Annotated in this window: 29 protein-coding genes; 3 read left to right on the top strand and 26 right to left on the bottom strand. The window is 32.4% G+C overall.

From position 1 onward, the window contains the following. Positions 1-29: 29 nt before the first annotated feature. Positions 30-644: a DUF624 domain-containing protein gene (locus RYK07_RS00910; RefSeq protein WP_314851960.1), complete on the top strand. Its 615-nt coding sequence runs from the start codon at positions 30-32 to the stop codon at positions 642-644. An 18-nt stretch (positions 645-662) separates the two neighbouring features. Here the strand turns inward: RYK07_RS00910 and phnE (RYK07_RS00915) are convergent, their stop codons facing one another. The 12 genes from phnE (RYK07_RS00915) to RYK07_RS00970 all read right to left on the bottom strand — a co-directional run bounded on the left by phnE (RYK07_RS00915) (position 663) and on the right by RYK07_RS00970 (position 11,679). Further along, entirely contained in the window at positions 663-1,472 is an 810-nt protein-coding gene (gene phnE / locus RYK07_RS00915) for a phosphonate ABC transporter, permease protein PhnE (protein WP_314679028.1), read from the bottom strand. 16 nt (positions 1,473-1,488) lie between these two features. After that, positions 1,489-2,307 carry a phosphonate ABC transporter, permease protein PhnE gene (phnE, locus tag RYK07_RS00920; protein ID WP_314679030.1) on the bottom strand — a complete coding sequence of 273 codons (819 nt, stop codon included), beginning with the start codon at positions 2,305-2,307 and terminating at the stop codon, positions 1,489-1,491. Further along, positions 2,297-3,058, bottom strand: coding sequence for a phosphonate ABC transporter ATP-binding protein (gene phnC / locus RYK07_RS00925; protein WP_314111124.1), 762 nt, complete (start codon positions 3,056-3,058; stop codon positions 2,297-2,299). The genes phnE (RYK07_RS00920) and phnC overlap by 11 nt, the downstream gene beginning before the upstream one ends. Positions 3,059-3,127: 69 nt before the next feature. Next, positions 3,128-4,183 carry a PhnD/SsuA/transferrin family substrate-binding protein gene (locus RYK07_RS00930; RefSeq protein ID WP_314851961.1) on the bottom strand — a complete coding sequence of 352 codons (1,056 nt, stop codon included), beginning with the start codon at positions 4,181-4,183 and terminating at the stop codon, positions 3,128-3,130. A 494-nt stretch (positions 4,184-4,677) separates the two neighbouring features. After that, complete coding sequence (locus tag RYK07_RS00935; protein WP_314851962.1) at positions 4,678-5,475, bottom strand: AAC(3) family N-acetyltransferase; 798 nt, start codon at positions 5,473-5,475, stop codon at positions 4,678-4,680. A gap of 500 nt (positions 5,476-5,975) precedes the next feature. After that, positions 5,976-6,812 (bottom strand): L-ribulose-5-phosphate 3-epimerase, encoded by an 837-nt coding sequence (locus RYK07_RS00940; protein ID WP_227931339.1) that lies wholly within the window; start codon positions 6,810-6,812, stop codon positions 5,976-5,978. Between the two features lie 9 nt (positions 6,813-6,821). Further along, on the bottom strand, positions 6,822-7,514 hold the full coding sequence (locus tag RYK07_RS00945; protein ID WP_314851963.1) for an L-ribulose-5-phosphate 4-epimerase: 693 nt from the start codon (positions 7,512-7,514) through the stop codon (positions 6,822-6,824). A gap of 21 nt (positions 7,515-7,535) precedes the next feature. Further along, on the bottom strand, positions 7,536-7,820 hold the full coding sequence (locus RYK07_RS00950) for a PTS sugar transporter subunit IIB (RefSeq protein ID WP_314111133.1): 285 nt from the start codon (positions 7,818-7,820) through the stop codon (positions 7,536-7,538). Between the two features lie 87 nt (positions 7,821-7,907). After that, positions 7,908-9,404, bottom strand: a complete 1,497-nt coding sequence (locus RYK07_RS00955) for a PTS ascorbate transporter subunit IIC (RefSeq protein ID WP_314851964.1) — start codon at positions 9,402-9,404, stop codon at positions 7,908-7,910. Position 9,405: 1 nt separating this feature from the next. Further along, positions 9,406-9,855, bottom strand: a complete 450-nt coding sequence (locus RYK07_RS00960; protein ID WP_314077659.1) for a PTS sugar transporter subunit IIA — start codon at positions 9,853-9,855, stop codon at positions 9,406-9,408. Between the two features lie 100 nt (positions 9,856-9,955). Then, entirely contained in the window at positions 9,956-11,017 is a 1,062-nt protein-coding gene (gene ulaG, locus RYK07_RS00965) for an L-ascorbate 6-phosphate lactonase (RefSeq protein ID WP_048711869.1), read from the bottom strand. A gap of 23 nt (positions 11,018-11,040) precedes the next feature. Then, entirely contained in the window at positions 11,041-11,679 is a 639-nt protein-coding gene (locus RYK07_RS00970) for a 3-keto-L-gulonate-6-phosphate decarboxylase UlaD (RefSeq protein ID WP_314077657.1), read from the bottom strand. Positions 11,680-12,014: 335 nt separating this feature from the next. On the opposite strand from RYK07_RS00970, the gene RYK07_RS00975 reads away from it, so the two are divergent. Further along, positions 12,015-12,644, top strand: a complete 630-nt coding sequence (locus RYK07_RS00975; protein WP_314851965.1) for a 1-acyl-sn-glycerol-3-phosphate acyltransferase — start codon at positions 12,015-12,017, stop codon at positions 12,642-12,644. 209 nt (positions 12,645-12,853) lie between these two features. On the opposite strand, the gene RYK07_RS00980 is transcribed toward RYK07_RS00975, so the two are convergent. The 8 genes from RYK07_RS00980 to RYK07_RS01015 form a co-directional block, all read right to left on the bottom strand. Further along, on the bottom strand, positions 12,854-13,708 hold the full coding sequence (locus tag RYK07_RS00980) for a nucleotidyl transferase AbiEii/AbiGii toxin family protein (RefSeq protein ID WP_314851966.1): 855 nt from the start codon (positions 13,706-13,708) through the stop codon (positions 12,854-12,856). Then, positions 13,705-14,295, bottom strand: coding sequence for a type IV toxin-antitoxin system AbiEi family antitoxin domain-containing protein (locus RYK07_RS00985; RefSeq protein WP_314851967.1), 591 nt, complete (start codon positions 14,293-14,295; stop codon positions 13,705-13,707). Before RYK07_RS00985 ends, RYK07_RS00980 begins: the two co-directional genes overlap by 4 nt. Before the next feature lie 256 nt (positions 14,296-14,551). Then, entirely contained in the window at positions 14,552-14,734 is a 183-nt protein-coding gene (locus tag RYK07_RS00990; RefSeq protein ID WP_314851968.1) for a hypothetical protein, read from the bottom strand. A 35-nt stretch (positions 14,735-14,769) separates the two neighbouring features. Continuing rightward, positions 14,770-15,381: a sel1 repeat family protein gene (locus tag RYK07_RS00995; RefSeq protein WP_314851969.1), complete on the bottom strand. Its 612-nt coding sequence runs from the start codon at positions 15,379-15,381 to the stop codon at positions 14,770-14,772. Between the two features lie 289 nt (positions 15,382-15,670). Continuing rightward, a complete protein-coding gene (locus tag RYK07_RS01000) occupies positions 15,671-15,904 on the bottom strand; it encodes a YneF family protein (RefSeq protein ID WP_314111140.1) in 234 nt (77 codons plus the stop codon). A gap of 119 nt (positions 15,905-16,023) precedes the next feature. Next, entirely contained in the window at positions 16,024-16,986 is a 963-nt protein-coding gene (locus RYK07_RS01005) for an LD-carboxypeptidase (protein WP_314851970.1), read from the bottom strand. A 9-nt stretch (positions 16,987-16,995) separates the two neighbouring features. After that, complete coding sequence (locus tag RYK07_RS01010; protein ID WP_314851972.1) at positions 16,996-17,562, bottom strand: hypothetical protein; 567 nt, start codon at positions 17,560-17,562, stop codon at positions 16,996-16,998. A gap of 87 nt (positions 17,563-17,649) precedes the next feature. Further along, entirely contained in the window at positions 17,650-18,132 is a 483-nt protein-coding gene (locus RYK07_RS01015) for a prolyl-tRNA synthetase associated domain-containing protein (RefSeq protein WP_314851973.1), read from the bottom strand. Positions 18,133-18,261: 129 nt separating this feature from the next. Between RYK07_RS01015 and hemH the strand changes: the two genes are divergently transcribed. Further along, on the top strand, positions 18,262-19,359 hold the full coding sequence (gene hemH, locus RYK07_RS01020) for a ferrochelatase (RefSeq protein ID WP_314851974.1): 1,098 nt from the start codon (positions 18,262-18,264) through the stop codon (positions 19,357-19,359). A 58-nt stretch (positions 19,360-19,417) separates the two neighbouring features. Here hemH and RYK07_RS01025 read toward each other — a convergent pair whose 3' ends face one another. The 6 genes from RYK07_RS01025 to RYK07_RS01050 all read right to left on the bottom strand — a co-directional run bounded on the left by RYK07_RS01025 (position 19,418) and on the right by RYK07_RS01050 (position 24,195). Continuing rightward, a complete protein-coding gene (locus tag RYK07_RS01025; RefSeq protein WP_314851975.1) occupies positions 19,418-19,786 on the bottom strand; it encodes a TIGR02328 family protein in 369 nt (122 codons plus the stop codon). Further along, a complete protein-coding gene (locus RYK07_RS01030) occupies positions 19,770-20,174 on the bottom strand; it encodes a YbgA family protein (RefSeq protein ID WP_314851976.1) in 405 nt (134 codons plus the stop codon). Before RYK07_RS01030 ends, RYK07_RS01025 begins: the two co-directional genes overlap by 17 nt. Before the next feature lie 163 nt (positions 20,175-20,337). Continuing rightward, the gene (locus RYK07_RS01035; RefSeq protein WP_314851977.1) at positions 20,338-20,757 is read right to left on the bottom strand and encodes a type II toxin-antitoxin system HicB family antitoxin; all 420 of its coding nucleotides are present in this window, start codon (positions 20,755-20,757) and stop codon (positions 20,338-20,340) included. Positions 20,758-20,789: 32 nt separating this feature from the next. After that, positions 20,790-20,981, bottom strand: coding sequence for a type II toxin-antitoxin system HicA family toxin (locus RYK07_RS01040; RefSeq protein WP_314851979.1), 192 nt, complete (start codon positions 20,979-20,981; stop codon positions 20,790-20,792). A 105-nt stretch (positions 20,982-21,086) separates the two neighbouring features. Further along, complete coding sequence (locus RYK07_RS01045) at positions 21,087-23,750, bottom strand: DEAD/DEAH box helicase family protein (RefSeq protein WP_314851980.1); 2,664 nt, start codon at positions 23,748-23,750, stop codon at positions 21,087-21,089. 1 nt (position 23,751) lies between these two features. After that, positions 23,752-24,195, bottom strand: coding sequence for a hypothetical protein (locus RYK07_RS01050; RefSeq protein ID WP_314851981.1), 444 nt, complete (start codon positions 24,193-24,195; stop codon positions 23,752-23,754). Positions 24,196-24,198 lie beyond the last annotated feature (3 nt).

Here is a 24,198-nt window from a genome sequence, read left to right on the forward strand (position 1 = left end):
GTATTTTATTTGTTAAAGGATGGTTTTGGATGAAATTTAATGAGGAAAGTCCTTTTTGGCGTTTTGCTACGATGTTAGCGGATTTTATTTTGTTGAACTTATTAGTGATTGTAATTAGTATTCCTATTGTAACGATTGGGCCTGTGTTGGCGGCTTTGTTTTATACAATGATGAAGTTTTCTGAAAATGAAGATGGTTATTTAGTGAAAACGTTCTGGAATGAATTGAAACATCTTTTCTTTGTACGAGTTGCTGTTTCTTTAATTTATACAGCAATCATTGCAGCGACTGTATATGTCATTCAATTTTGGTATAGCTCCCAAAATATTTTTGGAATGATGTTAGCTATTATTTTCTTTTTATTCTTATGTATGACGATCACAGCCATGTTGATTTCATTAGCAAGAACACAGTATTTTGGTACGATTAAGAGTTATATTCGTGATGGATATTTATTTATTTTTATTTCTTTAAAAGAAGCTGTTGCTATTTTAGCTATTCCAGTTATTTTAATTGGTTTTAGCATTTTCCAAGAAACGGTTTTATATTTCATGGGAATTATCGGGATTTCATTAATGGGATATGCTTTAGCACCATTGTTTCATAAAATGTTTTCAAAAGTAGAAAAAAAGCATGAAGTTTAATCCTTCATGCTTTTTCTTTTATCCACGAGCTAAGTGAGTACGAATCTTCGTTGATAAGAATTCAATCACTAATACTAATACAATTAATCCGCATAGGATTGCCCCTACTTCATGCCATTTATACGCTGTCATCGCAAAGATTAATGGAGCACCGATACCACCGGCTCCTACCATCCCTAAAACAGTCGCATCTCTCAAATTCATATCAAAACGATAAATGACTGTAGAAATGAATGCTGGAATTAATTGTGGTAAGATTCCAAAACGAATTTTTTGATAGAAATTACATCCACTAGCATCTAATGATTCCAAAATTTTGTAATCCAAGTCTTCAATAGCTTCGATATACAATTTAGAAATCATCCCAATCGATGCCACAGACATTGTAAGCAACCCTGTAAAAGCACCAGGTCCCGTTACACGGATAAACATTAACCCGTAAATTAATGTTGGGACTGTACGAATCGCCATAATTGCTGTACGTCCAATAATTGCAACTGGTTTAGGTACAATATTAGTTGCTGAAATAAATGAAAACGGAATCGCTAAAATTGCACCAACTAATGTTCCTAGAAAAGCAATTGCAATAGTTTCTAATAATAAATATGGAACACCTTTCGTTGTAAAGTTTAACAATAAAGATGTTTCAGGAGTTACAATCCCTTGTAAAATACTTTGAGAAATTTGTAATCCATTTTCTGGAATTTTACTTAATTCAATGGTAGATCCAGACCATGCAAAAATGATGATTAATAAGAATAAAACGCCTAATTGAACAATCCATGTACGAGGAGCTTTTTCATATTGTTTTAATACTGCTTCATTCATGTGTTTAACTCCCCTTCTATGTTAATTTCGTACGTAAGTAGTAACTTACAGACTCAATAATGACTACAGTGATAAATAAAGTCACTAAAATCATCCCTACATTTCCATATTCACGCCATCCAAGATTTTCGTTTAAAATAATCCCGATACCACCGGCACCAACATAACCTAAAATTGACGCATAACGAACATTACCTTCAAAGCAATATAATGAGCTTGCTAAGTAAGTTGGTAAAATTTGAGGAATAATCGCACTTGTAAATGCTTGACCTTTTGTTGCGCCTAAAGCTTCAGCTGCTTCAAAAGCTCCCATATCTACTGTTTCTATTTGTTCATATAATTGTTTACCACAGTAAGCAAATGTATAAGTTGCAATCGCAAATGTACCCGCCATTGTTCCTAAACCAAAGATATAAGTTGCAATTAAGGCAGTTACAAGTGTTGGTAAAGTACGAACCACACTTAAAAATAAACGACTTAAACTAATAATCCATTTATTTTTAACAATATTACTAGATGCAACAATGGCAAATGGAATGACTAAAATCGAGCCCAATAAAGAACCTAATAATGACATTTTAATTGTATCAATTAATGGTTGCCAAATATTACTTGAATATTCCCAAGCTGGCGGAAACATACGACCAATAATAACAAAGAATTGAACACCACGTTGTAAAATGGTATGGATATTAAATCCAGTAATTTTAGCTGAAAAATACATCGCAATTAATAAACCAATCGCAACATAAATAGCTTTTGATTTTGGTTCAGTAACGGTTGTACCATTTTTTAAAGTAAATTCTTTTGCAGCGAAGAGTTTATTATCCTTCATGTAACTCCTCCGCCTTTCCTTTATAAATTAAATCTAATACTTCTTTCGTTACTTGGCTACTTGGACCATCATAAACAATTTCTCCATCACGAATCCCAATAATACGATCTGCGTATTCTAACGCTAATTCAACATGGTGAATATTTAGTAAAATAGAAATATTTAATTCTTGGTTAATCTTTCTAAAGTCTTCCATAACACGTTTAGCTGTAATTGGGTCTAAAGCGGCAACTGGTTCATCTGCTAAAATAATTTCAGGATTCTGTGCTAATGTTCTCGCTAATGCAACACGTTGTTGTTGTCCCCCTGATAATTGGTCAGCACGGATAAAGGCTTTATCAACAATCCCCACTTTATCTAAAGCTTCTAAAGCATGTAATTTTTCTTCTTTTGTATAAATTCCAAATAATGAACGAACAAATGGAATATCTGGAACAATCGAAGTTAGTACGTTTTTAATAACTGTTGTTCTTGTTACTAAATTAAATGATTGGAAAATCATCCCTACTTTATTTCTACGGAATTTACGAAGAGATTTCCCCTTTAATGAAGATACATTTGTACCATCAACGGTTAAAGTTCCTTCTGTAATCTCAATCATACGGTTAATCGTACGAATTAATGTTGATTTACCAGCACCTGATAAACCAATAATCGAAACAAATTCACCTTGTTCAATTTCTAAATTAATATTTTTTAAACCTTTAACACCATTTGGATAGGTTTTTGAAACATTTTCAAATTTAATCATATCTGTCCTCTTCCTCAAAAAAAGGGTCAGGAGTCGCTCCTAACCCTCATTTGATCATCATTTCTTTCCTTAGTTACCTGATTTTAATTTTTTAAGAACTTTTTGAGCTTCACGTTCTTTATCGTAATCAGAGGCATTAGCTTTCTTATATCCTGAATGAGAGTAAATTTTAATGACTTCTTTACCTTCATCAGTTTCAGCTAATTTGATCATTGCGTTAGCAAAAGCTTCTTTGAATGCGTCGTCTACAACTGGAGACGATTTACTTACTGAAATTGTATCGTTATAAATATCTGGAGTTACACCAATAACATTTGTTTCTTTCCAAATTTCTTCTGAACGTCCATATTCGCTTGTCCATTTTTTAGCATAATCAGAACGTAAGTCAGCATATCCAACCATAATATCAATTTGTCCTGAAGCTAAACGAGCGGCAGATGAAGCGTATGAATCAGATTGAACAACATTTTGTAAATCTGAAATATTTTTACCGAATTTATCTTGTAGCCATAATGTAGGATAAATATATCCTGAAGAAGAAGAAGTTCCTAAAACTCCCCAGTTTGCTGAATTTAAATCATCCCAAGAAATATCTTTACCGCTGTTTACTTTTTCAGCGATTGCTTTCCCTTTTTCAGTTGGTCCAGCAATTACTAATCCTTTGTATGAAGTAACTTGATCTTTAGAACGTTTTGATTCTTGACCATCGTTCCAATCTTTTGCATTAGAAGAATTTTTTTCTAAACCAGAACGAGTTGCTGTTAATAATACGTCTACCTCTTTGTCAAATAATACATAAGTACCACCAGGAATGAAACCTACATCAGCAGTACCTGATGCTAAAGCTTCCCCTACTGCATCAAAGCTTGTACCAACATTGATTTCAACATTATTAACTGTATAACCCTCATCAGCTAATTGTTTCTTCAATAATTCTTTCAATGGCTCAGTAGCCGTTACAATCGCTTCTGGATCACGAGAAGGTACAAATGCAACCTTTAATGTATCAATTTTTTTCGATCCATTTCCTTTAGAACCTGAATCACTTGATTGACTTGAACAAGCTGCAAGTAAAGCTGCTGCTGATACTCCAAGTGCTAATTTTGACCAAAAAGACTTCTTCATAAAATATATCCCCCTAAGATATGTTTTCTACAAGATTGAACTCTCAACCTCAAGTACAATCATACAAAATCCGAACGATAATTACAAGTGATTTCTATCTAAAAATACATTTTTAGATGAATTTTCATAAAAATAATACATTTTCAAACGTTGAAAACGTCTAAAATACGAACAATAACAGTGTGAAAACATAAAAGATGAATAATTAGTAAATTTAAAAGGATATAATAGTTTTAAAACAATAAAAATAACCGAACGTTTTAAATATGAACGTTCGGTTATTTTCGTAATAGTTTGAAAAGATATTTTACTCCTTAACGTCTTCAAAATACATAAAAAATACTTTTGATATAGTAGCAAGGTCCCAGCAGCCTTGCTTTGCAAGTTTCATGGCTAAACTTCGAGCCTGTAGTCACGAAGTTTCCCGCATAAATGCATTTGCTACTATGGAGTATTTTCTATGTATTTTGAATCTATACGTAAAACACTTTTTATTATTCTTTTATTTGATAATAATGTTGCGCAAAATCGACACATTCTTTCATATCGAATAAATATACAGTGCCTTCATTAATAGTTGTATGAGCAACTAAATGGTTTTCCATGAATCTATTTTGAATTTCTAAATAGTCATCGTATAAATCTAATTCAATATTTTTAAACGAAATCCATTTTTCTCCATCTTTTGTCAATATCTTACTACTTTCTTGAATGACTGCACGATTCAAGCGATTTTCAGCTAAATGGAGTGACGTATTTGTTTCAAAATCAGTTCCAATCATTAATATTTTAGCACCAATGGAATACAGTCTTCCTAATGGAGATTCGTCTCCAAATGGGAAATCAAATGAATCCTGTCCAATAATTTCTATAGCCTTCTCTCCTATTGCCGTAAAAGAATACATAGGATGATTGCTTCTAATGGATTCTGGCAAAATACCAATAAGTTGACTAAAACCTCCCATCGCTTTACTATACGATAACTCCTTTGAATATGCAGGCATGGCATCACGAATTACATCGTGCCATTCATCTGGAACTGGAGGATACTGCCAACTAGCAGGATCTGATATTTCAACCGTTTGAGAAGGAACTACAATCGTTCCCTTCTCTCCAATAACTTCCCTTAACGCCAAATATAAAGGTTCAACTCCACCAACCACATAACCTAACGAAGACATAGAAGCGTGAACTAATAAAGTATCCCCACGTTTAATTCCTAACTGGGAAAATTTATGAATCAAATCATCTTTCGTAACTGGTTTAAAATTTTTATCAATACACTTTTGCATATAAGAATACAAAAAAATCACTCCCCTCTTTTTCGTATCATCATTAAATTAATTATAACTGTTAGAATAGAAAAAACAATAGGATTCAGTATACATAGAAAATACTGTTGATATATCAGCAAGGTTGCTGGCTAAACTTTGAGCCTAGGTCTCAAAGTTTCCCTGTAATAAAAATAGCTAACGCTACTTATATTGCTTTGACTACTATAGAGTATTTTCTATGTATTTAGAATCCATACGTTAAATAAGTATTCTAATACAATAAATGACATAAATTTTTTAAGTGAATGACTAGATTATACCTTCCTCAGTTGCAAAAGTAATATATAAATATATATTACCGCAAAATTCGAGACTACTGGCTCGAATTTTAGCCATGAGACTCGCAAGCGAGGCTGTTGGCGGCGCTGCAACAATCCAGGGAGGTATAATCTAATCATTTACTTATACGTAAAAAAACATCCCTAGATCACTCTAAGGATGTTACATTAAATTCTTAATTATTTTTCTGGAAAATATGAACGTAAGAATTTGTTAGCGAAATGAATATCCTCTAACCAGTTTTCTTGTCCAACATACCAGAATTCACCAGTGAAACGACGAACACCGATTGATAAGAAAGTGTCCACCATTTTTTTGAAGTCAATTTGTCCAGTTCCAAAAGGAATTTCACGATAATGTCCAGGAATCGTTTCTTTTAAGTGAGCAGCCACAATGTGACCTTTTCCTAATTCAATATCTTCATAAACATTTTTCGCACCAGGTTCTAAAGAAGCATTTTTTAAGTTTCCTGAATCTGGATAAACTTGTAAATAAGGTGAATCTACTAAGTTTACAAAACGCATTGATTTTTCAACTGTATTCATAAATGGAGTTTCCATTGTTTCAAATCCTAAAACGATTCCTTTTTGAGCTGCTAATAAAGTAGCTTTTTTCAAGTTATCAATAAAGAATTCTAATGTATCGGCATCGCCTTCTTCATAGTATACATCATAACCAGCTAATTGAATCACACGGATACCTAAGTCATCTGCTAATTCAATTGCTTTTTCCATGATTTCCATACTACGTTCACGTACAGATGCGTCATGTGATCCAAATGGATACTTACGGTGTCCACTTAAACACATGGAACGAATAGATACGCCTGTTTCGTACATTGTTTTAACAAGTTCAAGACGTTCTTCTTTCGTCCACTCTAAACGAGCTAATTTTTCATCAGTTTCATCCACACTCATTTCTAAGAAATCGAAACCAGTTGCTTTAACCGTTTCTAATTTTTCTTTGAATGATAATGTGTTTGGCATTGATTTTTCATATAGTCCTAATTCGTACATGCTTAACTCCTACCCTTGTCCATAGTATGCATTCGCACCATGTTTACGTAAATAGTGCTTGTCTAAAATTGTTTGAGACATTGGTTGTAAGTTTGGATTTAATACTAAGTTATGCCAAGCCATGTTAGCAACTTGTTCTAAAACAGTAATGTTATGAACTGCATCAAAAGCATCTTTACCCCAAGCAAATGGTCCATGGTTGAATACTAATACACCAGGAATTGAATTAGGATCTTTATCTTTAAATGTTTCAACAATTACTTTACCTGTTTCTAACTCATAAGCCCCTTTAATTTCTGCATCAGTCATCGCACGAGTACATGGGATTGTTCCGTAGAAGTAGTCCCCTTGTGTTGTACCAAATGCAGGAATTTCTTGGCCATTTTGAGCCATTGTAGTTGCCCAAGTTGAGTGAGTATGAACTACCCCTTTAACATCTGGGAAATTACGGTAAATTTCTAAGTGTGTATCTAAGTCAGAAGATGGTTTTAAAGCTCCTTCGATTTTATTTCCATCAATATCTACAATAACGATATCTTCTGCTTTCATTACATCATAATCTACCCCTGAAGGTTTAATAGCAATAACGCCAGCTTCACGGTCGTATTCTGAAACATTACCCCAAGTGAATAATACTAAATTATGTTTTGGTAATAATAAGTTTGCTTCAAGAACATGTTGTTTTAATGCTTCATATGCCATGATAAAAAGACTCCTTTTTAATTAAAGCTCTAAAGCTGCTGAAATTTTTTCAGTCATTTCTTTTTCTGATAATAAGTTTTGTAAACCAACGATTTTAGTGTTTGGTAAATCTAATCCGTCGAAGATTTCTAATAATGCTTGAGAAACAACTACCATATCATAGCTTTTAGCTGATGATTTTGCTTCTGATACTGCACAGTGATGTACTTCCAATGGAATATTTAATTTACGGAATACGTTTGTTAATTTCATTTTGATAATTTGGCTTGATCCCATTCCACTTCCACATGCTGCTAATACTTTCATTGATATCTCTCCTTTAGAATTCGATAACGGGTAAGTCATTCTTACCCGTTACCTATTTTATAATAAAAATTTTCTATTTAAAACTAATTAAGCTTGTTTATTTTCTAAATATGTTTCGTAATCTTCTGCAATTGTAAAGTAATGTTCTTTGTTACGGCTGTATTGTAATTGAGGGATTGCTAAAAGAATAATTAATACGATACCTAATCCAATGTATTGGAAGTGTTGCATTAAGAATCCGAATCCAACCCAAACTGTATCCCAGTCGAAGTTACCATGCCATCCACCGAATGCTGCTAATCCGAATGCTCCAGCGGCAACTGCACCACCTAAAACTTGGATTAAACCTGATAAGAATGACATAACTGAAGCAGCACGTAAACCACCTTTGTGGTTAGCATATACTGCAAATGTTGCGTTGTCGAAGAATACAGGAACGAAACCTGTGATGATTAACACTGGAGATTTGAACACGATTAATCCTAAGATTGCTACTACTTGTCCTAAAACCCCGAATAAGAAACCAACTGTTACTGCGTTTGGTGAACCAAATCCATATACAGCAGCACAGTCAACGGCTGGCATAGAACCTGGTAATAATTTGTTAGAGATACCTTGGAACGCTTCTGATAACTCAGCAACGAATAAACGAACCCCTAATTGTAAGATTTGTACATAAACTGTAAATGTTAAAGCAATTTGTAAAATATAGAAGAAGAAGTTGTCGCCTTCTTTTAATGTAGCCATTTTGAATTTAGAAGCCATAACTACGATTTCTTGACCGTTTACGCTTACTAAGTAATCTTTACCTAATACTAATAAGATAGCTCCGAAGAACACTACCATTAAGATAGAAGTTGCTACGATTGATTCTTTAAAGATTGATAAGAATCCTGGTAATTCTAAATCTTCAATTTTCTTGTCATTTTTACCTGAGAATTTGTGTGCAAATTTATCTACTAACCAAACCCCGAACATTTGTTGGTGACCAATTGCGAATCCGCCACCTTCTGTTAGTTCTTGAGTTGCTTCTACTGTTAAGTTTGAAGCTACTGCCCAATATACACCTAATACGATACCTAATAAAACAACAAATTGTAATTGTTGTACATTGTCACCTAATGCTAAAGCCATTAACCAAGTAGCTGTAGCTGATTGTTGAACCATGATGTGACCAGTGATGAAAACAGTACGTACTTTAGTTAATTTACGGAAAATTACAAGTGCTAAGTTAGTTAAGAATGCTACTAAAAGTACTTGTACTGTTAAACCTGTTGCATGACCAGCTTGTTTTAAAGCTGCTTCTGCTGCTGCTTGACCAAAATATGGGTCGATAACTGCTGCTTGTAAACCGAAACGGTCACCTAAAGCTGCTAATACTGGACGGAAGTTTGAAACTAATCCACCAGCTGCTACGTTTAAGATCATATAACCAACAACTGCTTTAATGAAACCAGCTAATGCGTCATACCATTTACGACCTAATAATAAGTAACCTACTAATACGATTAAACCAACAAAGTATTGTGGTTTAGTAAAAATGTTTGTATAGAAGAACTGCCAAAAACCAAATAAGAATTCCATATTATTCACCTATTCCTTGTAAAATATTTTCTAGATCTTCTTTTGAACGTGCATTAACAAAAGCATTGATGATATTTTCATCTTCAACTAATGTTACAAGTTCTGATAAATTGCCTAAATGTTTTTCATTGTCAGTCGAAGCTAAAACAAAGAATAAACGAGGTTTATATTCAGAACTAGGTCCGAAGTCAACTGCCTCTTCAACGTTCATGAAGGCAACCGCTGTTTCGTTAACACCTTTTCCTTCTTGTGCATGTGGAATGCAAATTTCTGGTGCGATTACAATGTATGGACCAAATTCGTGAACATTATTAATAATGTAACCTGGATAGTCAGCTGTAATAATGTTTTGGTCTAACAATGGTTGACACGCTGTGCGAATCGCATCTTCCCAAGAAGAAAAACCTTTTTGGAAACTAAAACGATTGTTTTGAATAATTTCTTTTAACACTGATAAAACTCCTTTTTGACGATTTTAGTTAAGAAATCGTATTCATCCATATTTTAAGATTTGACCGTTACCGTAGTAACGGTCAATCAGGATGTTAATATTATAAGAATGATGGGAATGGAACGTCGTTTTCGATTGAGAATACGTCGTCAAATCCACGGTAGAAGTTAAATTCTAATTTATCTTTATCTGTTGGGTAAGTGTATTTACCACCTACTTGCCAAATGAATGGTTTGAATTTATATTCTAAGCGATCTTTTTTGAATTTCCAGATTTCTGTAATTTCTTTAGGATCTGCTTGGAAGTTAGCCCAGATATCATAGTGAACTGGAATAACAACTTTAGCGTTTAATGATTCAGCCATACGTAACATATCAACTGAAGTCACTTTATCTGTAATACCACGAGGGTTTTCACCATATGCACCTAAGCACACATCGATTTCATGTTCGTTACCATGTTTAGCAAACATATTTGAGTAGTGAGAGTCACCAGCATGGTATAAGTTACCACCACTTGTTTTGAATAAGTAGTTAACTGCGATTTCGTCCATATCTTGAGGCATTTTACCTTTTAATACTTCGCCATCTTTAGCTGTTACTAAAGCTGTACGGTCAAATGCTTCTAAAGCAACGATTTCGATATCTTTAATTTTCACTGAGTCTCCTGGGTGTACAACGATTGTACGTTCAGCTGGAACTCCCCAACCTAACCAAGTGTTTACTACTTCTTGTGGTCCAACGAATTTAGCTTCTGGACAGTTGTTAGCAACTGCTGCTGCTGTATTGATATCTAAGTGGTCTGAGTGAATATGAGTTACTACTAAAGCATCTACATTTTTCACTTCAAATGGATCGATAACAAATGGTTGTGTACGTAAGTTTGGTTGTAAGTTTTGGCAACCGCTCATACGTTGCATTTGGTGTCCAGTTTTCATTTTTCCGTTTCCGTGGCTACGTTTACCAGTTCCACACCATAAGTCACATAGGATGTTAGTATTTTTTTCTGATTTTAACCAGATACCTGTACATCCTAACCACCACATAGCGAATGTTCCTGGTTTAACTTCTTCACGTTCGATTTCTTCGTTTAACCATGTACCCCATTCTGGGAATGTTGATAAAATCCATGATTCTTTTGTTACATCTTTAATGTTTGCCATTATATTTCTTTCCTTCCTTGAGATTAGCCCCAAATTCTTCTAATTTCTTCTTTAAATTCACGAGCTGATTGTGCAGGATTTTCTGTAGCGTAAATTCCACGTCCAGCAATGAATGTATAAATATCGATACCTTCGAATACTTTCAATGTATCTTTTGTTAATCCACCAGTTGCAGAAACTTTGAATCCCATCTCAATTAAACGTTTGATTTTATTCAAATCACTTTCTGTCCAAGTTGCTCCAGCGAATAGAGCGTCACGACTTTGGTGATAGATTACTTGGTCGATACCAGCTTCACGCCATTGCTCTGCTTGTTCAAATGTCCAGTCACCATATAATTCTACTTGTAAAGTGCCAATTTCTTTTTGAGCAGCTTTCATTGTAGGGATGGTAGCACAGCAAATGACAGTCATCCAGTCGGCACCAGCATCTTTACAGTTTTTAGCAACTGTTGATCCAGCATCGGCACATTTTGTATCTGCAATGACAACTTTATCAGGGAATACATTACGTAAGCATTTAATTGCTTTGTCCCCTTCATTCAAGATTAAAATTGTACCAGCTTCGATAATGTCTACTTCATTACCAACAGCAAGTGCATCTTTTAACGCATCTTCGATACGTAAATGGTCTAATGCAACTTGTAAATTTGGAATTGCCATTTTGTCATTCTCCTTTTCTCTCTCAGGGCTTTTGCCACACAAAAATTTGAAATAATCATAATTTTTAAGACGTCTCTTAATTCATGATCATTTCATAATTACTAGTAATTATTAATGAAACCATTATATAATAAAACGTTTTCTATAACAACGCATCTTGTGTAATCAATCTTTAATCGAGTTTTATGAACGTTTTCATTTTTATGATTTTTTTGTCAAAGTTCTTTATTTATAAGATTTCTTTAAGATTTTTTGTAAAATTTTTATCGAAAATCTTGCAAAATATGCCTTTCTACTTCATACTGTTTGAGTAATCAACTTTTAAGGAGTTTCATATGATTTATAAAATTACTATATTTATTGTTCGTTTATTAATTATCTTATTAAATGGATTTACGAAAGTAACGGGTTTGGAGAATCTGCCAAAGGATTCTGGGTATGTGATTGTTGCTCCACACCGTTCATGGTTAGATCCTGTACTAATTGCGATTGCGGTATATCCAAAGTCATTAGTATTGATGGCAAAGCAAGAATTATTTAAACCGAAACCTTTTGCTTGGTTTATTCGTCAGTTAGGAGCGTTTCCTGTGAACCGTGAAAAGCCTGGTCCGAGTGCGATTAAGCATCCAGTGACTCAGATTAAGGAACACGGAAAGGCTTTAGTGATTTTCCCAACGGGTACTCGCTACTCTAATGAAATGAAAGGTGGGGCTGTAACGATTGCTCGTATGGCAAAAGCTCCGATTGTTCCAATCGTTTATCAGGGGCCTTTTACTTTTATGAACATTTTGAAGCGTCAAAAGATGTTTGTAAAAATTGGGGAACCAATTCATTTACCAGAGGGACGTTTATCTAAGGAAGAATTAGCGCAATATGATGAATTATTAATTCAAAAATTCGATGAATTGGATAAGGAAATCAATCCTAACTTTGTTTATGTGATTCCGGAGAAAAAACGGAAATAATGTTCTTATGAATTAAAAGCAAGAATCTCCACTTCTACAGTGAGGACGGCAGCAGACCTTCGGTCTCATGCCTAAAATTTGAGCCTTGGTCTCAAATTTTCCTTTGTGATAATCATGACTGATTATCACTGCCACTGTAGAGTGGAGATTCTTGCTTTTTTTAGAGCGTATATTTCGTTACTTAACGCTCTGTTTATCTTTAACATAACTCATTTTATTCTATCATCTAATTTAATATCGAATAAAATTTCTAAAATTAATGAACAGATATCTTCAAATTTGATATCTTTTGCATACTGATACGTATTTTGATACCTTTTCCAATCCTCATGAATTTTTGGACTTATTTGAATTGAATTCACCGTCTCTTTATAACTTTTTAATAATGAATACGAATTTCGTTTTAGAGATGTTTGTATCAATGCTTCTAATAAATCAACTTTAGATATGTACTTAGTATGGAGTTTCCATATGATATATACATCATAAAAATCTCTTGAACGTGTCGTTTGATCCCCTCTTGATAAAATTGTTTCTAATTTTTCAGCTAAAACTGTTTCAAGATTGTATGCCAAAACAGAAATTTTACTTTCACTGAACATCATCGGAAATTGATATTGTATTTCTTTTGGAGTAATTTGATCCCCTGTTGTAATATCAATTTTTAAAGGTGATGCAATCACTTCATATTTAGCTATTAAATGAATCCTATATCCATTGTATTCATCATTTTCCCTAATTTCATGAATTGATTTTATTTCAAATTGAATATTATCTTCTATTGGTATATCTATGATTTCTTTAAACATTAACCGTAAATGTTCTTCTGTTAAAGGTTGTCCCTTAATTGTTACATCCATATCCATTGTAGTCCGAGTATCTAAACCGACAATTGAAGCAATTAAAAATCCACCTTTAAGAATTAAATAATTCTTGTAATTTGAATAAGAAATCCTTTCTAATAAACGTTCTAGAAAATAATTTTGTAGCACAAGTTGAGCAGTTATCCCATTTTGTTTAGCAATATTTTTTACTATTGCTTTTAACGACATTGCATTTTTCATAATAGCACCTCTAAATAGCTACTGACTTTTTCTTCTACCTTCATGATTTTCGAGTATTCTGATAACAAGGGTATATTTTTATCTTTTCTTTTTACATATCGTTTAAATGCTTCTGCTGTTATTCCTATTTCTACTCCACTTCTTGGTTTTAATATGTCGCATAATGTTTTTTCAATATTATATACTTTTACAGTATTTCCTGATGGCGATAAGATTTCTTCTTGACCTAATTCATATAATTCATTTTTTGTTCTAGTAGCTATAATTCCTTCTTTTTTAACTGTGGTTAAATTATAATCTTCAGGAAAAGTCATCGAATATTGGATTGGCGTTCTATCCGTTAAATCATATAAATACAATGCTGTTTCTTTAGAATAGATTCCTTTTTTAAAACGAAATTGTATATGTTGGATTTCGTCTTCCCATATATGTGGTAATGTGTATATTCCTCTTGTAGTTCTTTCTAATAATCCTTTATCAACTAGTTGTTTTAAATATTGCCTTGCGATACCATGTTGATCAATCATTTTAGAGGTTACGGTTCCATTATTATTTTCAGCCATTTGTAGAATTTGTTCTTCTGTCATAGTCTATCACCCACCCTTTTACATTTACACCCTATATTTTACAACTAAAGGGCATATTTGTAAAATAATTAGTAATTGTCTTTTATGAATAAAAGCAAGAATCTCCACAGCTACAGTGAGGACGGCAGCAGACCTTCGGTCTCATGCCTAAAATTTGAGCCTTGGTCTCAAATTTTCCTTTGTGATAATCATGGCTGATTATCACTGTAACTGTAGAGTAGAAATTCTTGCTTTTTTAGTGCGTATATTGCGTTTCTTATCGTGCATTTCTAATGAGATTCTTCTTAAATAATTCTTCTATTTCTTTCGTATCACTAACTACTCTTACATTAGATATATCTTTTAAATGAACTTTTCTATTATTTTCAAGAGCATGCAAAAGACTGTTTATAGATTCTTTATTAAACTTTTTTGTTGTTAAAAAACTATTTGTCGCCATGATAATATACTCGCTTTAATTTTTATTTTTGAAACTTACCCTAAAAACTCTGGATCATTTAATAATTCTAAAGTTCTATGATAAGCTCCTTCATACATTTTCATATTATTAGCTAACGCTTCTTCATATCCTTCTTTTGCTTTTTCAAGGAATACATATGCTATTTTTAAATTCGTTTGTAAAATGCCATCTTTCATATGTGCTTGTCCTAATGTTAAGCATAAACTTGGATAGTTTAGTAGAAAATCTTCATTTTTAATATCATCTACATCATATTCCTTACTACCTAATACTTCAAATATAGCATTTTGGAAATAAAAAATTGCTCTTTCATTATCTTTATAACCCCATTTATCACTTTGAAAAATACTTCCTAGTTTATAAAGTGCATCGATATTACCCATTGAAGCAGCAATTTCAAAATACGCAATAGCTAAATCGATATTTCGTTCAATTGCTCGTCCGTATAGATAGCAGTATCCAAGATTAGCTATTGCTTGTGTTTCACCAAGTGTCGCTGCAATTCGATAATATTCTACAGCTTCTCGATATTCTTCTCTAGAATAAGCTCTTGCTCCTTTATCTGTAAAATATTCTGCATCATCATTATAAAGTGCTTGTTTATCTGTCTGTGTTAACTGAAACATTGTTACGCCTTCTTTCACATTCATTTTTTTAAACTCATTATATCACAAAGTATGAAAGTGAACTTAGATTTAGATATCTGACGACACAATCATCTATATAAAAGCAAGAATTACCATTCTAAAGTGGTGGTGGTAATCAGTCATGATTATCACAAAGGAAAAATTGAGACCAAGGCTCGATTTTTAGGCATGAGACCGTAGGGCTGCTGCCGTCCTCAGTGTAGCAATGGTAATTCTTACTTTTTATTTCGTAAAAAAAAGAGCAGACATTGTCTACTCTTCTACTCAATTATTTTTTAGCATTTTTCTTTGCTTGTGCTTTCATTGAAGCAGCAATTTGACGAACTTTTTGTTCGGATGGTTTTTGACCCATTTGAGTCATCATACTACGAATCATACTTTCATCAAATGGAGGATTTTCTAGAAAGTAATTCATCATTGTTTTACGTGCGATAAAGAATCCACCGATTGCTCCTAAGATAGCAGCTACAACGACGATTAAAATCCATACACTTGTACTCATGCAAGTTCTCTCCCTTCATTAATCTACATTGCTATTGTACTAAAATATAACAATAATGAAAAGGCTTTTTGAAAATTTTGTAAAATTTGTACTTTTCTTCGTTTCTTTTACTGTATATTTTATAATCCTTCTTCATCCATAATAATAGACATTTCCTCTGTATCCACCGTTACTTTTGCTCCAATAGTAATCGTAAATAATGGTTGCGTATGTGCAAAGTCTAAGTCGTACATCACTGGGATTTGTTTTAAGACTGGATATTTGTCTAATATATACAATAATAACTCTTCCGTCATACGACATTCCTTTGGGAATCTGCCAATTAGTACTGCTTTTGGATTTGGATAAGCTTGTAGTAATGCTGCCAAATTTCGGTCAAATTCAAAGTAGTCGCTATCTTCAGATTTTTCTATAAAAAAGGCATACTCTTCTGGTTTTGGAGTATAAGGAGTTCCTCTTAATAATGAAAAGGTTGATAAATTTCCACCGATTGCTGTTGCGGTAGCTTTACCGTGGTTATATACTTTCCACTCTGTAGGTTGAAACGTCAAAGGTGCATCTGGTAAATACCAGGCATTACTCCCCCATTTCTCACTTGGTGCTAATTCATAATGGGTATTACTTAATGCTTTAAGCCATGATGCTGTTTGGTATTCTTGGAGTTCCTTCATTTTAAAACTTGTATAAGAAGGACCCATATAGGTCAACATGCCTGTTTTTGCATAAATCGCATTTAAAATAGCAGTCGTATCGGAATATCCGCAAATAATTTTAGGATGTTCCGCAATTAAGTCATAGTCTAAATACGGTAGAAGCTCATTTGAATTAAATCCACCAATGGTTGCCAAAATGACATCTACTGTAGAATCTAAAAATGCATCATGTAAATCTTCCACACGACTTTGAATACTTGCAGAACCAAGTAAGTCGTGCTCAAAATAATGTTTTGAATAGCTAACCTTAAACCCTAACTCCTCTAATCTTTCCTTAGCAGCCCTATTCGCTTCAAATCCACCGACACTTTCAATCGATGATGATGGACTTACTATACGAATATGCATTCCTTTTTGTAATTTTTTCATATAATCACCTCATTCTAATTCAAACATTGGATAAATATTTGTTACATTTTCATCACGTAAAAATGGAATAAGTCCTTGAATAATGTAACTTGGAAATACTGAAGGATAAAACTTCCCTTGTTCTAACGCTTGTACAATCTGTAAGAAATCTTGCTCCGTATATGGTGGAACTAACATAAATGGTGGCATAATAAATTGGAAGTCATTTAAATCCACAAACATTGGATTATAAATTCTTGGGAAATCAACTTCAATGACTACGTAATCATCTGATAAGAATCTCTTCCATAATCCTTTGACTGCGTCTTTATGTTCTCTCATATAAGTGACAAATTCTTCATAGTCTTGGAAAAATGAAACTCCCGTTTCAGTCCCTTTTGCAAAAGCAAATAACACTCCTTCTAATTCAATATCATTCAATCGATTAAAGGAATCTGTTATAAAGTCATATAACTCCGTCATTTCTTCATTCCCTTGTACATATTCACTTAATTGACGTTTCGGAATATACATTCCTGTTTCCTCAATTGCTTTTAAAATTTCTCTTTTTTGAATGGTCCAAAATTTATATGTCATGTATTTCTCCTAATCTTCTGGGGGTTAGTTTTGTAGTATTTAATTTTTTTTGGAAACTAGCAATTCATTGATAGTGTCAGATTCACCTTACAACTTAATTATGTGAGGTTCATATCCAATTACTTTTAAGAAGGTAAACAAGTCTTCCGTATTGACAAAAATCGTCTTCTCATTTGTATTTGGATGGAAGCACATTCGTTCTTCAGATACAATTTCTTGATCGAAATATACTTGAATATCTTTGTCTCTATTATTTAATAAGCCAAATGGAGATACAGTTCCTGGTAGGAGCATCATTTTATCATTTAACGTTTCAGCTGAAGCCATTTTGATTCGATTTTCTTCTACGATTTCTTTAAAAACATCCATATCTAATCGTTTTGCATCATCTATAATGACTAAGTAAAAATTTCTCTTTTTCTTATTTGTTAAAAACATTGTCTTTGTACGAACACCTTCAATTCCTTCAATAAAACGATCTGCTTGTTCTGTTGTTAGTACAGGTTCATGTTCTACAATTTGAAATGGAATGCCTAATTCATTTAATTGATCTACTACTTTTTGATACATAGAAAAGACCTCTTATAGTTTGTTTTCTTTATTATAAACTCTTCGTATACTACTTTTCAATGTATACTACTATGCAGATGAACTAAATCATGTTATGATGAGAAAAAATTCACATAGGAAAGTGGTTATATGACAAAAAAAGCAATTTTACTCATGACCTTTGGGTCACCTGAAGGATATACTTTTGAAGATATCGCAAGATTTTTTACAAATATTCGACGTGGCGTTCGCCCAACAGATCAAGAAATTCAACATTTGTATGATAATTATCAAAAAATTGGTGGAAGTCCCCTACAAGAAATTTCAAAACAGCAAGCAGCAAAATTACAAGAACGAGTACAAGGAGAATATACGGTTTATTTTGCTAATAAATTCTCCTCTCCATTCATTCCAGAAGTCGTTAAACAAATGGAACAAGACGGAATCGAAGAATGCCTGGGCTTAGCTCTTGAACCCCATTACTCTTACTACTCCATTTATGGATATGAGAAATTCATCGAAAGCAAAACCATTCGTTTCCACATGGTAAAAGATTGGTATCATAATCCTAACTTACTACAATTCTGGGAACAGGAAATAAAAAAGATTTTAACCGAAGAAGTCAAAGATGAAAGTTTTAAAGTATTCTTCTCAGCACATAGCGTACCTGTTATTGCATTGGAATTCGAAGATCCTTATATCGACCAAATTTACAAAAATGGACAAATCATTGCAGAAAGATTAGGGTTAGAAAAACATCAGTACACTCATACATGGCAAAGCGAAAGTGATATTGGATTACCATGGATGAAACCAGATGTATTAGAATACTTACGAGAACAAACGGAACATCCTGAACATTATATCTTCATTCCAATTAGCTTTATTAGCGAACATATCGAAGTATTATACGACAATGATATCGAATGTAAGGACTTATGCGATGAGTTTGGCGTACACTATCACAGACCACCAATGCCGGATACTCATCCACTCTTAGTAGAAGCCTTATACGAAACGGTTCGAGCTCACGAAACAGAAAGCTTCACTCTTAAAACACATGAAGAAGAAACAATGGATGAAATGTTACCACCAGAAACATCAAAAGACATTCTAGAACAAGAATCTGATATTCAAATGCCAGAATTCGTGAAGAAATTAATCGCTAAAAAAGGCAGAGAAAATGTTAAAATGCCTGAGTTCGTCAAACGTATGTTAGAACAACGTGCAAAACAGAAAAAACAATAAGACATAAAGAACCCTGCACCCAAAAGTATAGAGTTTTGGGTGCAGGGTTTAGTGAATTCTATAGGTCTAATTCAATCCCTTTTAATCGTAAATTCTCGATACATTCCTGTAGATATGCTTCATTATGTTCTTTATAAATTGGGGTGCTTATCTCTGTTTCCTCAAGATTAACGTAGCTTTCTGCAATCTTCCCACGATAATTTTTATCTCGCCACTCAGTTGCTACTTGGTAGCCTCTACTATTCATCTCATCCATAATCGATGTATGATAGCAAAATAGGTGAAAAGGAGAATATAAAAATACATAATCGACTGTTTTATGTTTCTTATTCCATCCATTTCCCCTAAGCGCACAACATTCTCTATGTTGCCCTAATAATTGATTCTTAGGTAATTTTGGTATCATTTGTTCATGCCATAATCTCATCTTGTTCTCCTGTTATTAACGTTGATTGTTGTAAGTAGTTATTAGGGTATTTCTCTAATAATGTATGGATATAATGGATAATAGAACTTTGATCTCTTGCCCCAGTTCTATATTCCTCCAGTAAACGAAACAATTCATCTTTTTCAACTTTTTCTGCTGTATTTTTAAAATAGCCCCATACATGAAGAATTGCATTATGAAAGTCCTTTTTACTTTCTGGTATCTCATTTACTTGTTTGATTTTTTGAATTAATACATTTACATCAACTTCTGTTTCTTTTAAATATTTTCTGATTTCCAAATAAACTTTATGAGATTTACTCAACACGTAATATTTATTTTTTGCCCATAGCTGTTCACATTGTTTTCTGATATATTTTTGATTCACTCTACACCTTCTTTTAAACTAGAAAATAATCTAGCGTATGACTTCTTGTATCATTATAGCATTGAAAGTGGGAATCACGAAATTTATGAACTTTTATTATATAATTTTTTAAAACAAAAAAAACGCCAAATCGTATGATGATACGTTTTGGCGAGGGGGAAAATTATGCACGATTTAATTCAGCTAATAATGCTTCTTGTAGAATTTGGCTAAAATTTAGATTTCTCTTCTTAGCTAATTCATTTAAATAACTCGGAATTGAAACATTTTTACGAACAGTTTTTGTTTCAGTTTTTCTAACATAATCTGCAATGTCCATTCCAACTATACTTACAAATGTTTTAGACATATCTGAAAACTCATCATCTTCGACAGTGATTTCATCTAACCTACTTGATTTTGGAAAATCATTATTTTCAAGATAATCTTCATATAACCAACTTCCAATATAATCTTGCGCCATTTGTACTGCTTCTGTTTCATTTCTACCTTCAGTTGCTCCATATTCTAAATCGGGAAATACAACTGTATATCCTTCATTCTCTTTATTTTTATAAAAAATTGCTGGATACGTTACAAACATATAATCACCTCGTAAAAATTAGTAAGGAGGAGCTATTTAAGCCCCGCTTGTTTTAGGATTCTTTGTTCTAATCCTTTTCCTAATTCACGAGAATGAACTGGAACTTGCGTAGTCCTCCCTGTAGAAAAATTCTTAAACTTTCTATGAGAACCACTTCCACTTTTTATATATACGAAGCCATTCTCTTCTAAAAACTTAATCATTTCCTTAGGCGTCATAGGCATAGCCATTCCTCCTTACAAATCTTATTATACACATTTTTGTGTATAATTCAAATTTGAAGTATTAAAAACTCCTCAACGAACCAAAAGTTGAGGAGCCGTAATATTCTATTCTAACTCAGGATCTGGAAGTACATTTTTCAATGCATTTACGAATTGAGATTTTGTATTTTTCTCATTGAAGAATGGTAAACCGATAATTCTGTACTTATCATCATCAATTAATACTTTTGATTCTGAACGTTCAGTAATTTCATTTAAAAATGCTTCTTTCCAACCTTCTTTACTATTCTTAAAGGTATTATTACTATCCAAGAATTGACTTCCTTTTGGTTCAATAAAGATTTGCCATGAAATATTTCCTGTTTTCTTATCATTGGCAAATAACAGGAAGTCAGGTTCAAATGCTTGTCCATCTGAAAAATTAAAGATACGAACACCTTTTTCATTTCTCAACAAATAAATATCTGACCATTGTTTTTCTAAAGTAGCCATTAAACCTTTAATAGAACGAACTAATAATTTTTCTTCACTTGTTCCAAAGTTATCGTCGTAAGCATACCAATTTAATTCATCAATATTTTCAAAATACTGAGTTGAACTAGCATTTTTTTGAGATATACCAAATTCTGAATTTGAATTCTCTTGAATACTATATTTACGAATAATATTATCTTCAAACACTTTATGAATTGGGTAAGGCTTAAACTTATCTGATCCAATAAACTTCTCTTCCATTGGAATTAATGAACTTTCCATCTTCGTTAATAAAGTTTGAGCAATAAATAATTTTTGGTCTGGAGTAAGTGATTTTTCATCGATAATATTACCAATTACCGTTACTTCTATATCTTTTAAATCATCCATAAAGACTGATATACTAGGTAAACCAATGATGGCTTTTTGAAGTTTATCAAAAGTATAATTTTTATTTTGATTGATTGCATGTCTAGTAATATTATTACCGATTACTTTTCCATATTTAAATGTTACATTTCTCAAATCTTCTTCCAACGTTGTAATTTCATCATCTTCAAAAACAGAAAATCCTCTAATACTACTTGTTGGTAATTTTACTTCAATTGATTCTGGAATAAACTTGGTGTCAAATAAACTTTCCTGTCTGACTTCTAAAGCTTCTAAATAGCTTAATCTCTCATTCATCCATACTACACCATTAGTATATGTTCTTGAATTTTTAAATGAATCTTTTAGTTTTAATTCTCTTTCAACAGTGTTTTCTTCATCAAGAATACCAGATGTACGTAAAACCATTTTCATTTCTGAAATATATTTAGGATTATTTGCTGCATGATAGTGAAGCTGTTCAATTACACGTAATTCATTATTTTCATTATCATCAAATTTTCGAGTGTATTTATCTTCTTGTTGATTATTTATTGTAAATGGATAATAACGTGCACCACGACCGATTAATTGCTTTTCTGCATTTGTAGTTCTTCCGGGTATAAAGCCTTTAGCAGTTTGCTTTCCATCACGTTTATCATATAAACGAACAATATCAAATAAATTTAAAACATCCCAGCCTTCATTCAACATATCAACTGCAAAAATTACTCTAATTTCATTTATTGGTTGCTCTAATGTGTTTAATAAAACTAAATCTTCTTGAGACTTATTTTTACCATCAATTAACATTAATCTTTCAAGTCGGAAATCCTCTCTCAACTCTTCAATCAAATCATTTAAACTAATATCTGATGCTTCGAAATATTCTAACGCCTTCTGTAAGATATTAATTTTTTTCTCATTATTCAATTTAATAACAGATTTTTGTTGTAGAATCATTTCTGGAGTTAACTCATCTAATAATTCTTTGAATAAGTTTAAATTTTCTTTATTCTCAGCAATTTTCTCAGACTTAAACATCACTAATGGTTTTAAATTAACACCATTTTTTAATGCAATCTTTTTACGATATTGGCTAATTAATATAGCATTCAGCATTCTAACTTTTAATTCACCATCGACTAGATGGAATAACACGTCTTTGGAATATTTATCTAATCGAAATTCTTTTAAATCATACTTAAAGATTAATGATTTTTCGTATTTAGTTGCAATATCTTTATTTGATAAGTCAATTGTTGCTGTAAATTCAAAAACACTTGATTTTTTTGCTTTTTGTTGAATATTTGTTATGGTTGTAGTCCAACTAGTATTTTCAACTTCAGCTGCTTTATTCAAACCAGCATTCAAATGATGTGCTTCATCTGCTAATAATACAAGTGAGATATCTTCAAATTGTTCATAAGATAACCGATTTTCTCGAGGCGTATTTAAATCTTGATGCAACTTTTGAATCGTAGTAAATACAATATTAATACTATCTTCTTGTGAATCTGAAAAATCTTCTACTTCTCTAATATTAACTACTTGATGATTCATTACAATTTTATCGGCAAATAAATACTTATTATCACTACTTGTAATAAAGTTACTACGAGTTTTCGTTAAAATATTATCGTTATTAACAAAGAAAATAAAATTTCTTTCTCCTTGATAATACTTTTCAAGTATTATAGCTGCCATTAATAATGTTTTTCCTGAACCTGTTGCCATATTGAATAATACTTGTTCAGGGTAAATTGCATCATGATCCTTATAATATAAATAACGACCAATCGCCTCTTCTTGATATGGTCTTAATGGATAACGAAGATTCTTTGTAATGTAGTCAGGTATATCTTCTCTAAAATTACGAAATCCATCTTTTTGAGCAGTATCATACTTTTCATATGTGAATCGCATGTTATACCTCCTTATAGAATTGTTTGTTCAATTCTTTCTCTTTTTCTGTAATTTCATTATCAGCATCATCAATATCTGAATAATTGATATATAAGTTATTTTGGTCAATTAATTCAATTAATAATTGTTTTTGATCTGCTAAACTTAAACGATTAAATTCTTCTTTATGAAGTTTCTTTACTTCTACTCGATAAGACAGGAATGATGATTTTTTAACCTGTTCAAGTAATTCAATCACTTGTTCAGTAGTTGTTGATTTTTCAACCTTATTTAAAAAATCTTGTGCATCATTTTTTAATTCACAGTAAACAAAAGAACCTCCACCTTGCCATTCAACATCTTTAGAAATACCTCCTTGTTCACCTTCGATAACTTTCTTCAAACGTTCTACTGATACAGTTTCAATATAATCCATTTGTTCAATACCAATATATTGACGATTCATTTT

Source organism: uncultured Granulicatella sp., from assembly GCF_963528315.1.
Taxonomy (GTDB): Bacteria; Bacillota; Bacilli; order Lactobacillales; family Aerococcaceae; genus Granulicatella.

Bases quoted from the DNA above. Each gene is read 5' to 3' on its own strand.
- RYK07_RS00955 (WP_314851964.1), bottom strand. From the start codon at position 9,404: ATGGAATTCTTATTTGGTTTTTGGCAGTTCTTCTATACAAACATTTTT.
- RYK07_RS00940 (WP_227931339.1), bottom strand. From the start codon at position 6,812: ATGTACGAATTAGGACTATATGAAAAATCAATGCCAAACACATTATCA.
- RYK07_RS00990 (WP_314851968.1), bottom strand. From the start codon at position 14,734: ATGGCGACAAATAGTTTTTTAACAACAAAAAAGTTTAATAAAGAATCT.
- RYK07_RS00970 (WP_314077657.1), bottom strand. From the start codon at position 11,679: ATGGCAATTCCAAATTTACAAGTTGCATTAGACCATTTACGTATCGAA.
- RYK07_RS00930 (WP_314851961.1), bottom strand. From the start codon at position 4,183: ATGAAGAAGTCTTTTTGGTCAAAATTAGCACTTGGAGTATCAGCAGCA.
- RYK07_RS00935 (WP_314851962.1), bottom strand. From the start codon at position 5,475: ATGCAAAAGTGTATTGATAAAAATTTTAAACCAGTTACGAAAGATGAT.
- phnE (WP_314679028.1), bottom strand. From the start codon at position 1,472: ATGAATGAAGCAGTATTAAAACAATATGAAAAAGCTCCTCGTACATGG.
- hemH (WP_314851974.1), top strand. From the start codon at position 18,262: ATGACAAAAAAAGCAATTTTACTCATGACCTTTGGGTCACCTGAAGGA.
- RYK07_RS01035 (WP_314851977.1), bottom strand. From the start codon at position 20,757: ATGTTTGTAACGTATCCAGCAATTTTTTATAAAAATAAAGAGAATGAA.
- phnE (WP_314679030.1), bottom strand. From the start codon at position 2,307: ATGAAGGATAATAAACTCTTCGCTGCAAAAGAATTTACTTTAAAAAAT.
- RYK07_RS00985 (WP_314851967.1), bottom strand. From the start codon at position 14,295: ATGACAGAAGAACAAATTCTACAAATGGCTGAAAATAATAATGGAACC.
- phnC (WP_314111124.1), bottom strand. From the start codon at position 3,058: ATGATTAAATTTGAAAATGTTTCAAAAACCTATCCAAATGGTGTTAAA.
- RYK07_RS00975 (WP_314851965.1), top strand. From the start codon at position 12,015: ATGATTTATAAAATTACTATATTTATTGTTCGTTTATTAATTATCTTA.
- ulaG (WP_048711869.1), bottom strand. From the start codon at position 11,017: ATGGCAAACATTAAAGATGTAACAAAAGAATCATGGATTTTATCAACA.
- RYK07_RS01025 (WP_314851975.1), bottom strand. From the start codon at position 19,786: ATGAGATTATGGCATGAACAAATGATACCAAAATTACCTAAGAATCAA.
- RYK07_RS01010 (WP_314851972.1), bottom strand. From the start codon at position 17,562: ATGACATATAAATTTTGGACCATTCAAAAAAGAGAAATTTTAAAAGCA.
- RYK07_RS01015 (WP_314851973.1), bottom strand. From the start codon at position 18,132: ATGTATCAAAAAGTAGTAGATCAATTAAATGAATTAGGCATTCCATTT.
- RYK07_RS00910 (WP_314851960.1), top strand. From the start codon at position 30: ATGAAATTTAATGAGGAAAGTCCTTTTTGGCGTTTTGCTACGATGTTA.
- RYK07_RS01000 (WP_314111140.1), bottom strand. From the start codon at position 15,904: ATGAGTACAAGTGTATGGATTTTAATCGTCGTTGTAGCTGCTATCTTA.
- RYK07_RS01045 (WP_314851980.1), bottom strand. From the start codon at position 23,750: ATGCGATTCACATATGAAAAGTATGATACTGCTCAAAAAGATGGATTT.
- RYK07_RS01005 (WP_314851970.1), bottom strand. From the start codon at position 16,986: ATGAAAAAATTACAAAAAGGAATGCATATTCGTATAGTAAGTCCATCA.
- RYK07_RS00950 (WP_314111133.1), bottom strand. From the start codon at position 7,820: ATGAAAGTATTAGCAGCATGTGGAAGTGGAATGGGATCAAGCCAAATT.
- RYK07_RS00980 (WP_314851966.1), bottom strand. From the start codon at position 13,708: ATGAAAAATGCAATGTCGTTAAAAGCAATAGTAAAAAATATTGCTAAA.
- RYK07_RS01040 (WP_314851979.1), bottom strand. From the start codon at position 20,981: ATGCCTATGACGCCTAAGGAAATGATTAAGTTTTTAGAAGAGAATGGC.
- RYK07_RS00995 (WP_314851969.1), bottom strand. From the start codon at position 15,381: ATGTTTCAGTTAACACAGACAGATAAACAAGCACTTTATAATGATGAT.
- RYK07_RS00945 (WP_314851963.1), bottom strand. From the start codon at position 7,514: ATGGCATATGAAGCATTAAAACAACATGTTCTTGAAGCAAACTTATTA.
- RYK07_RS01050 (WP_314851981.1), bottom strand. From the start codon at position 24,195: ATGAATCGTCAATATATTGGTATTGAACAAATGGATTATATTGAAACT.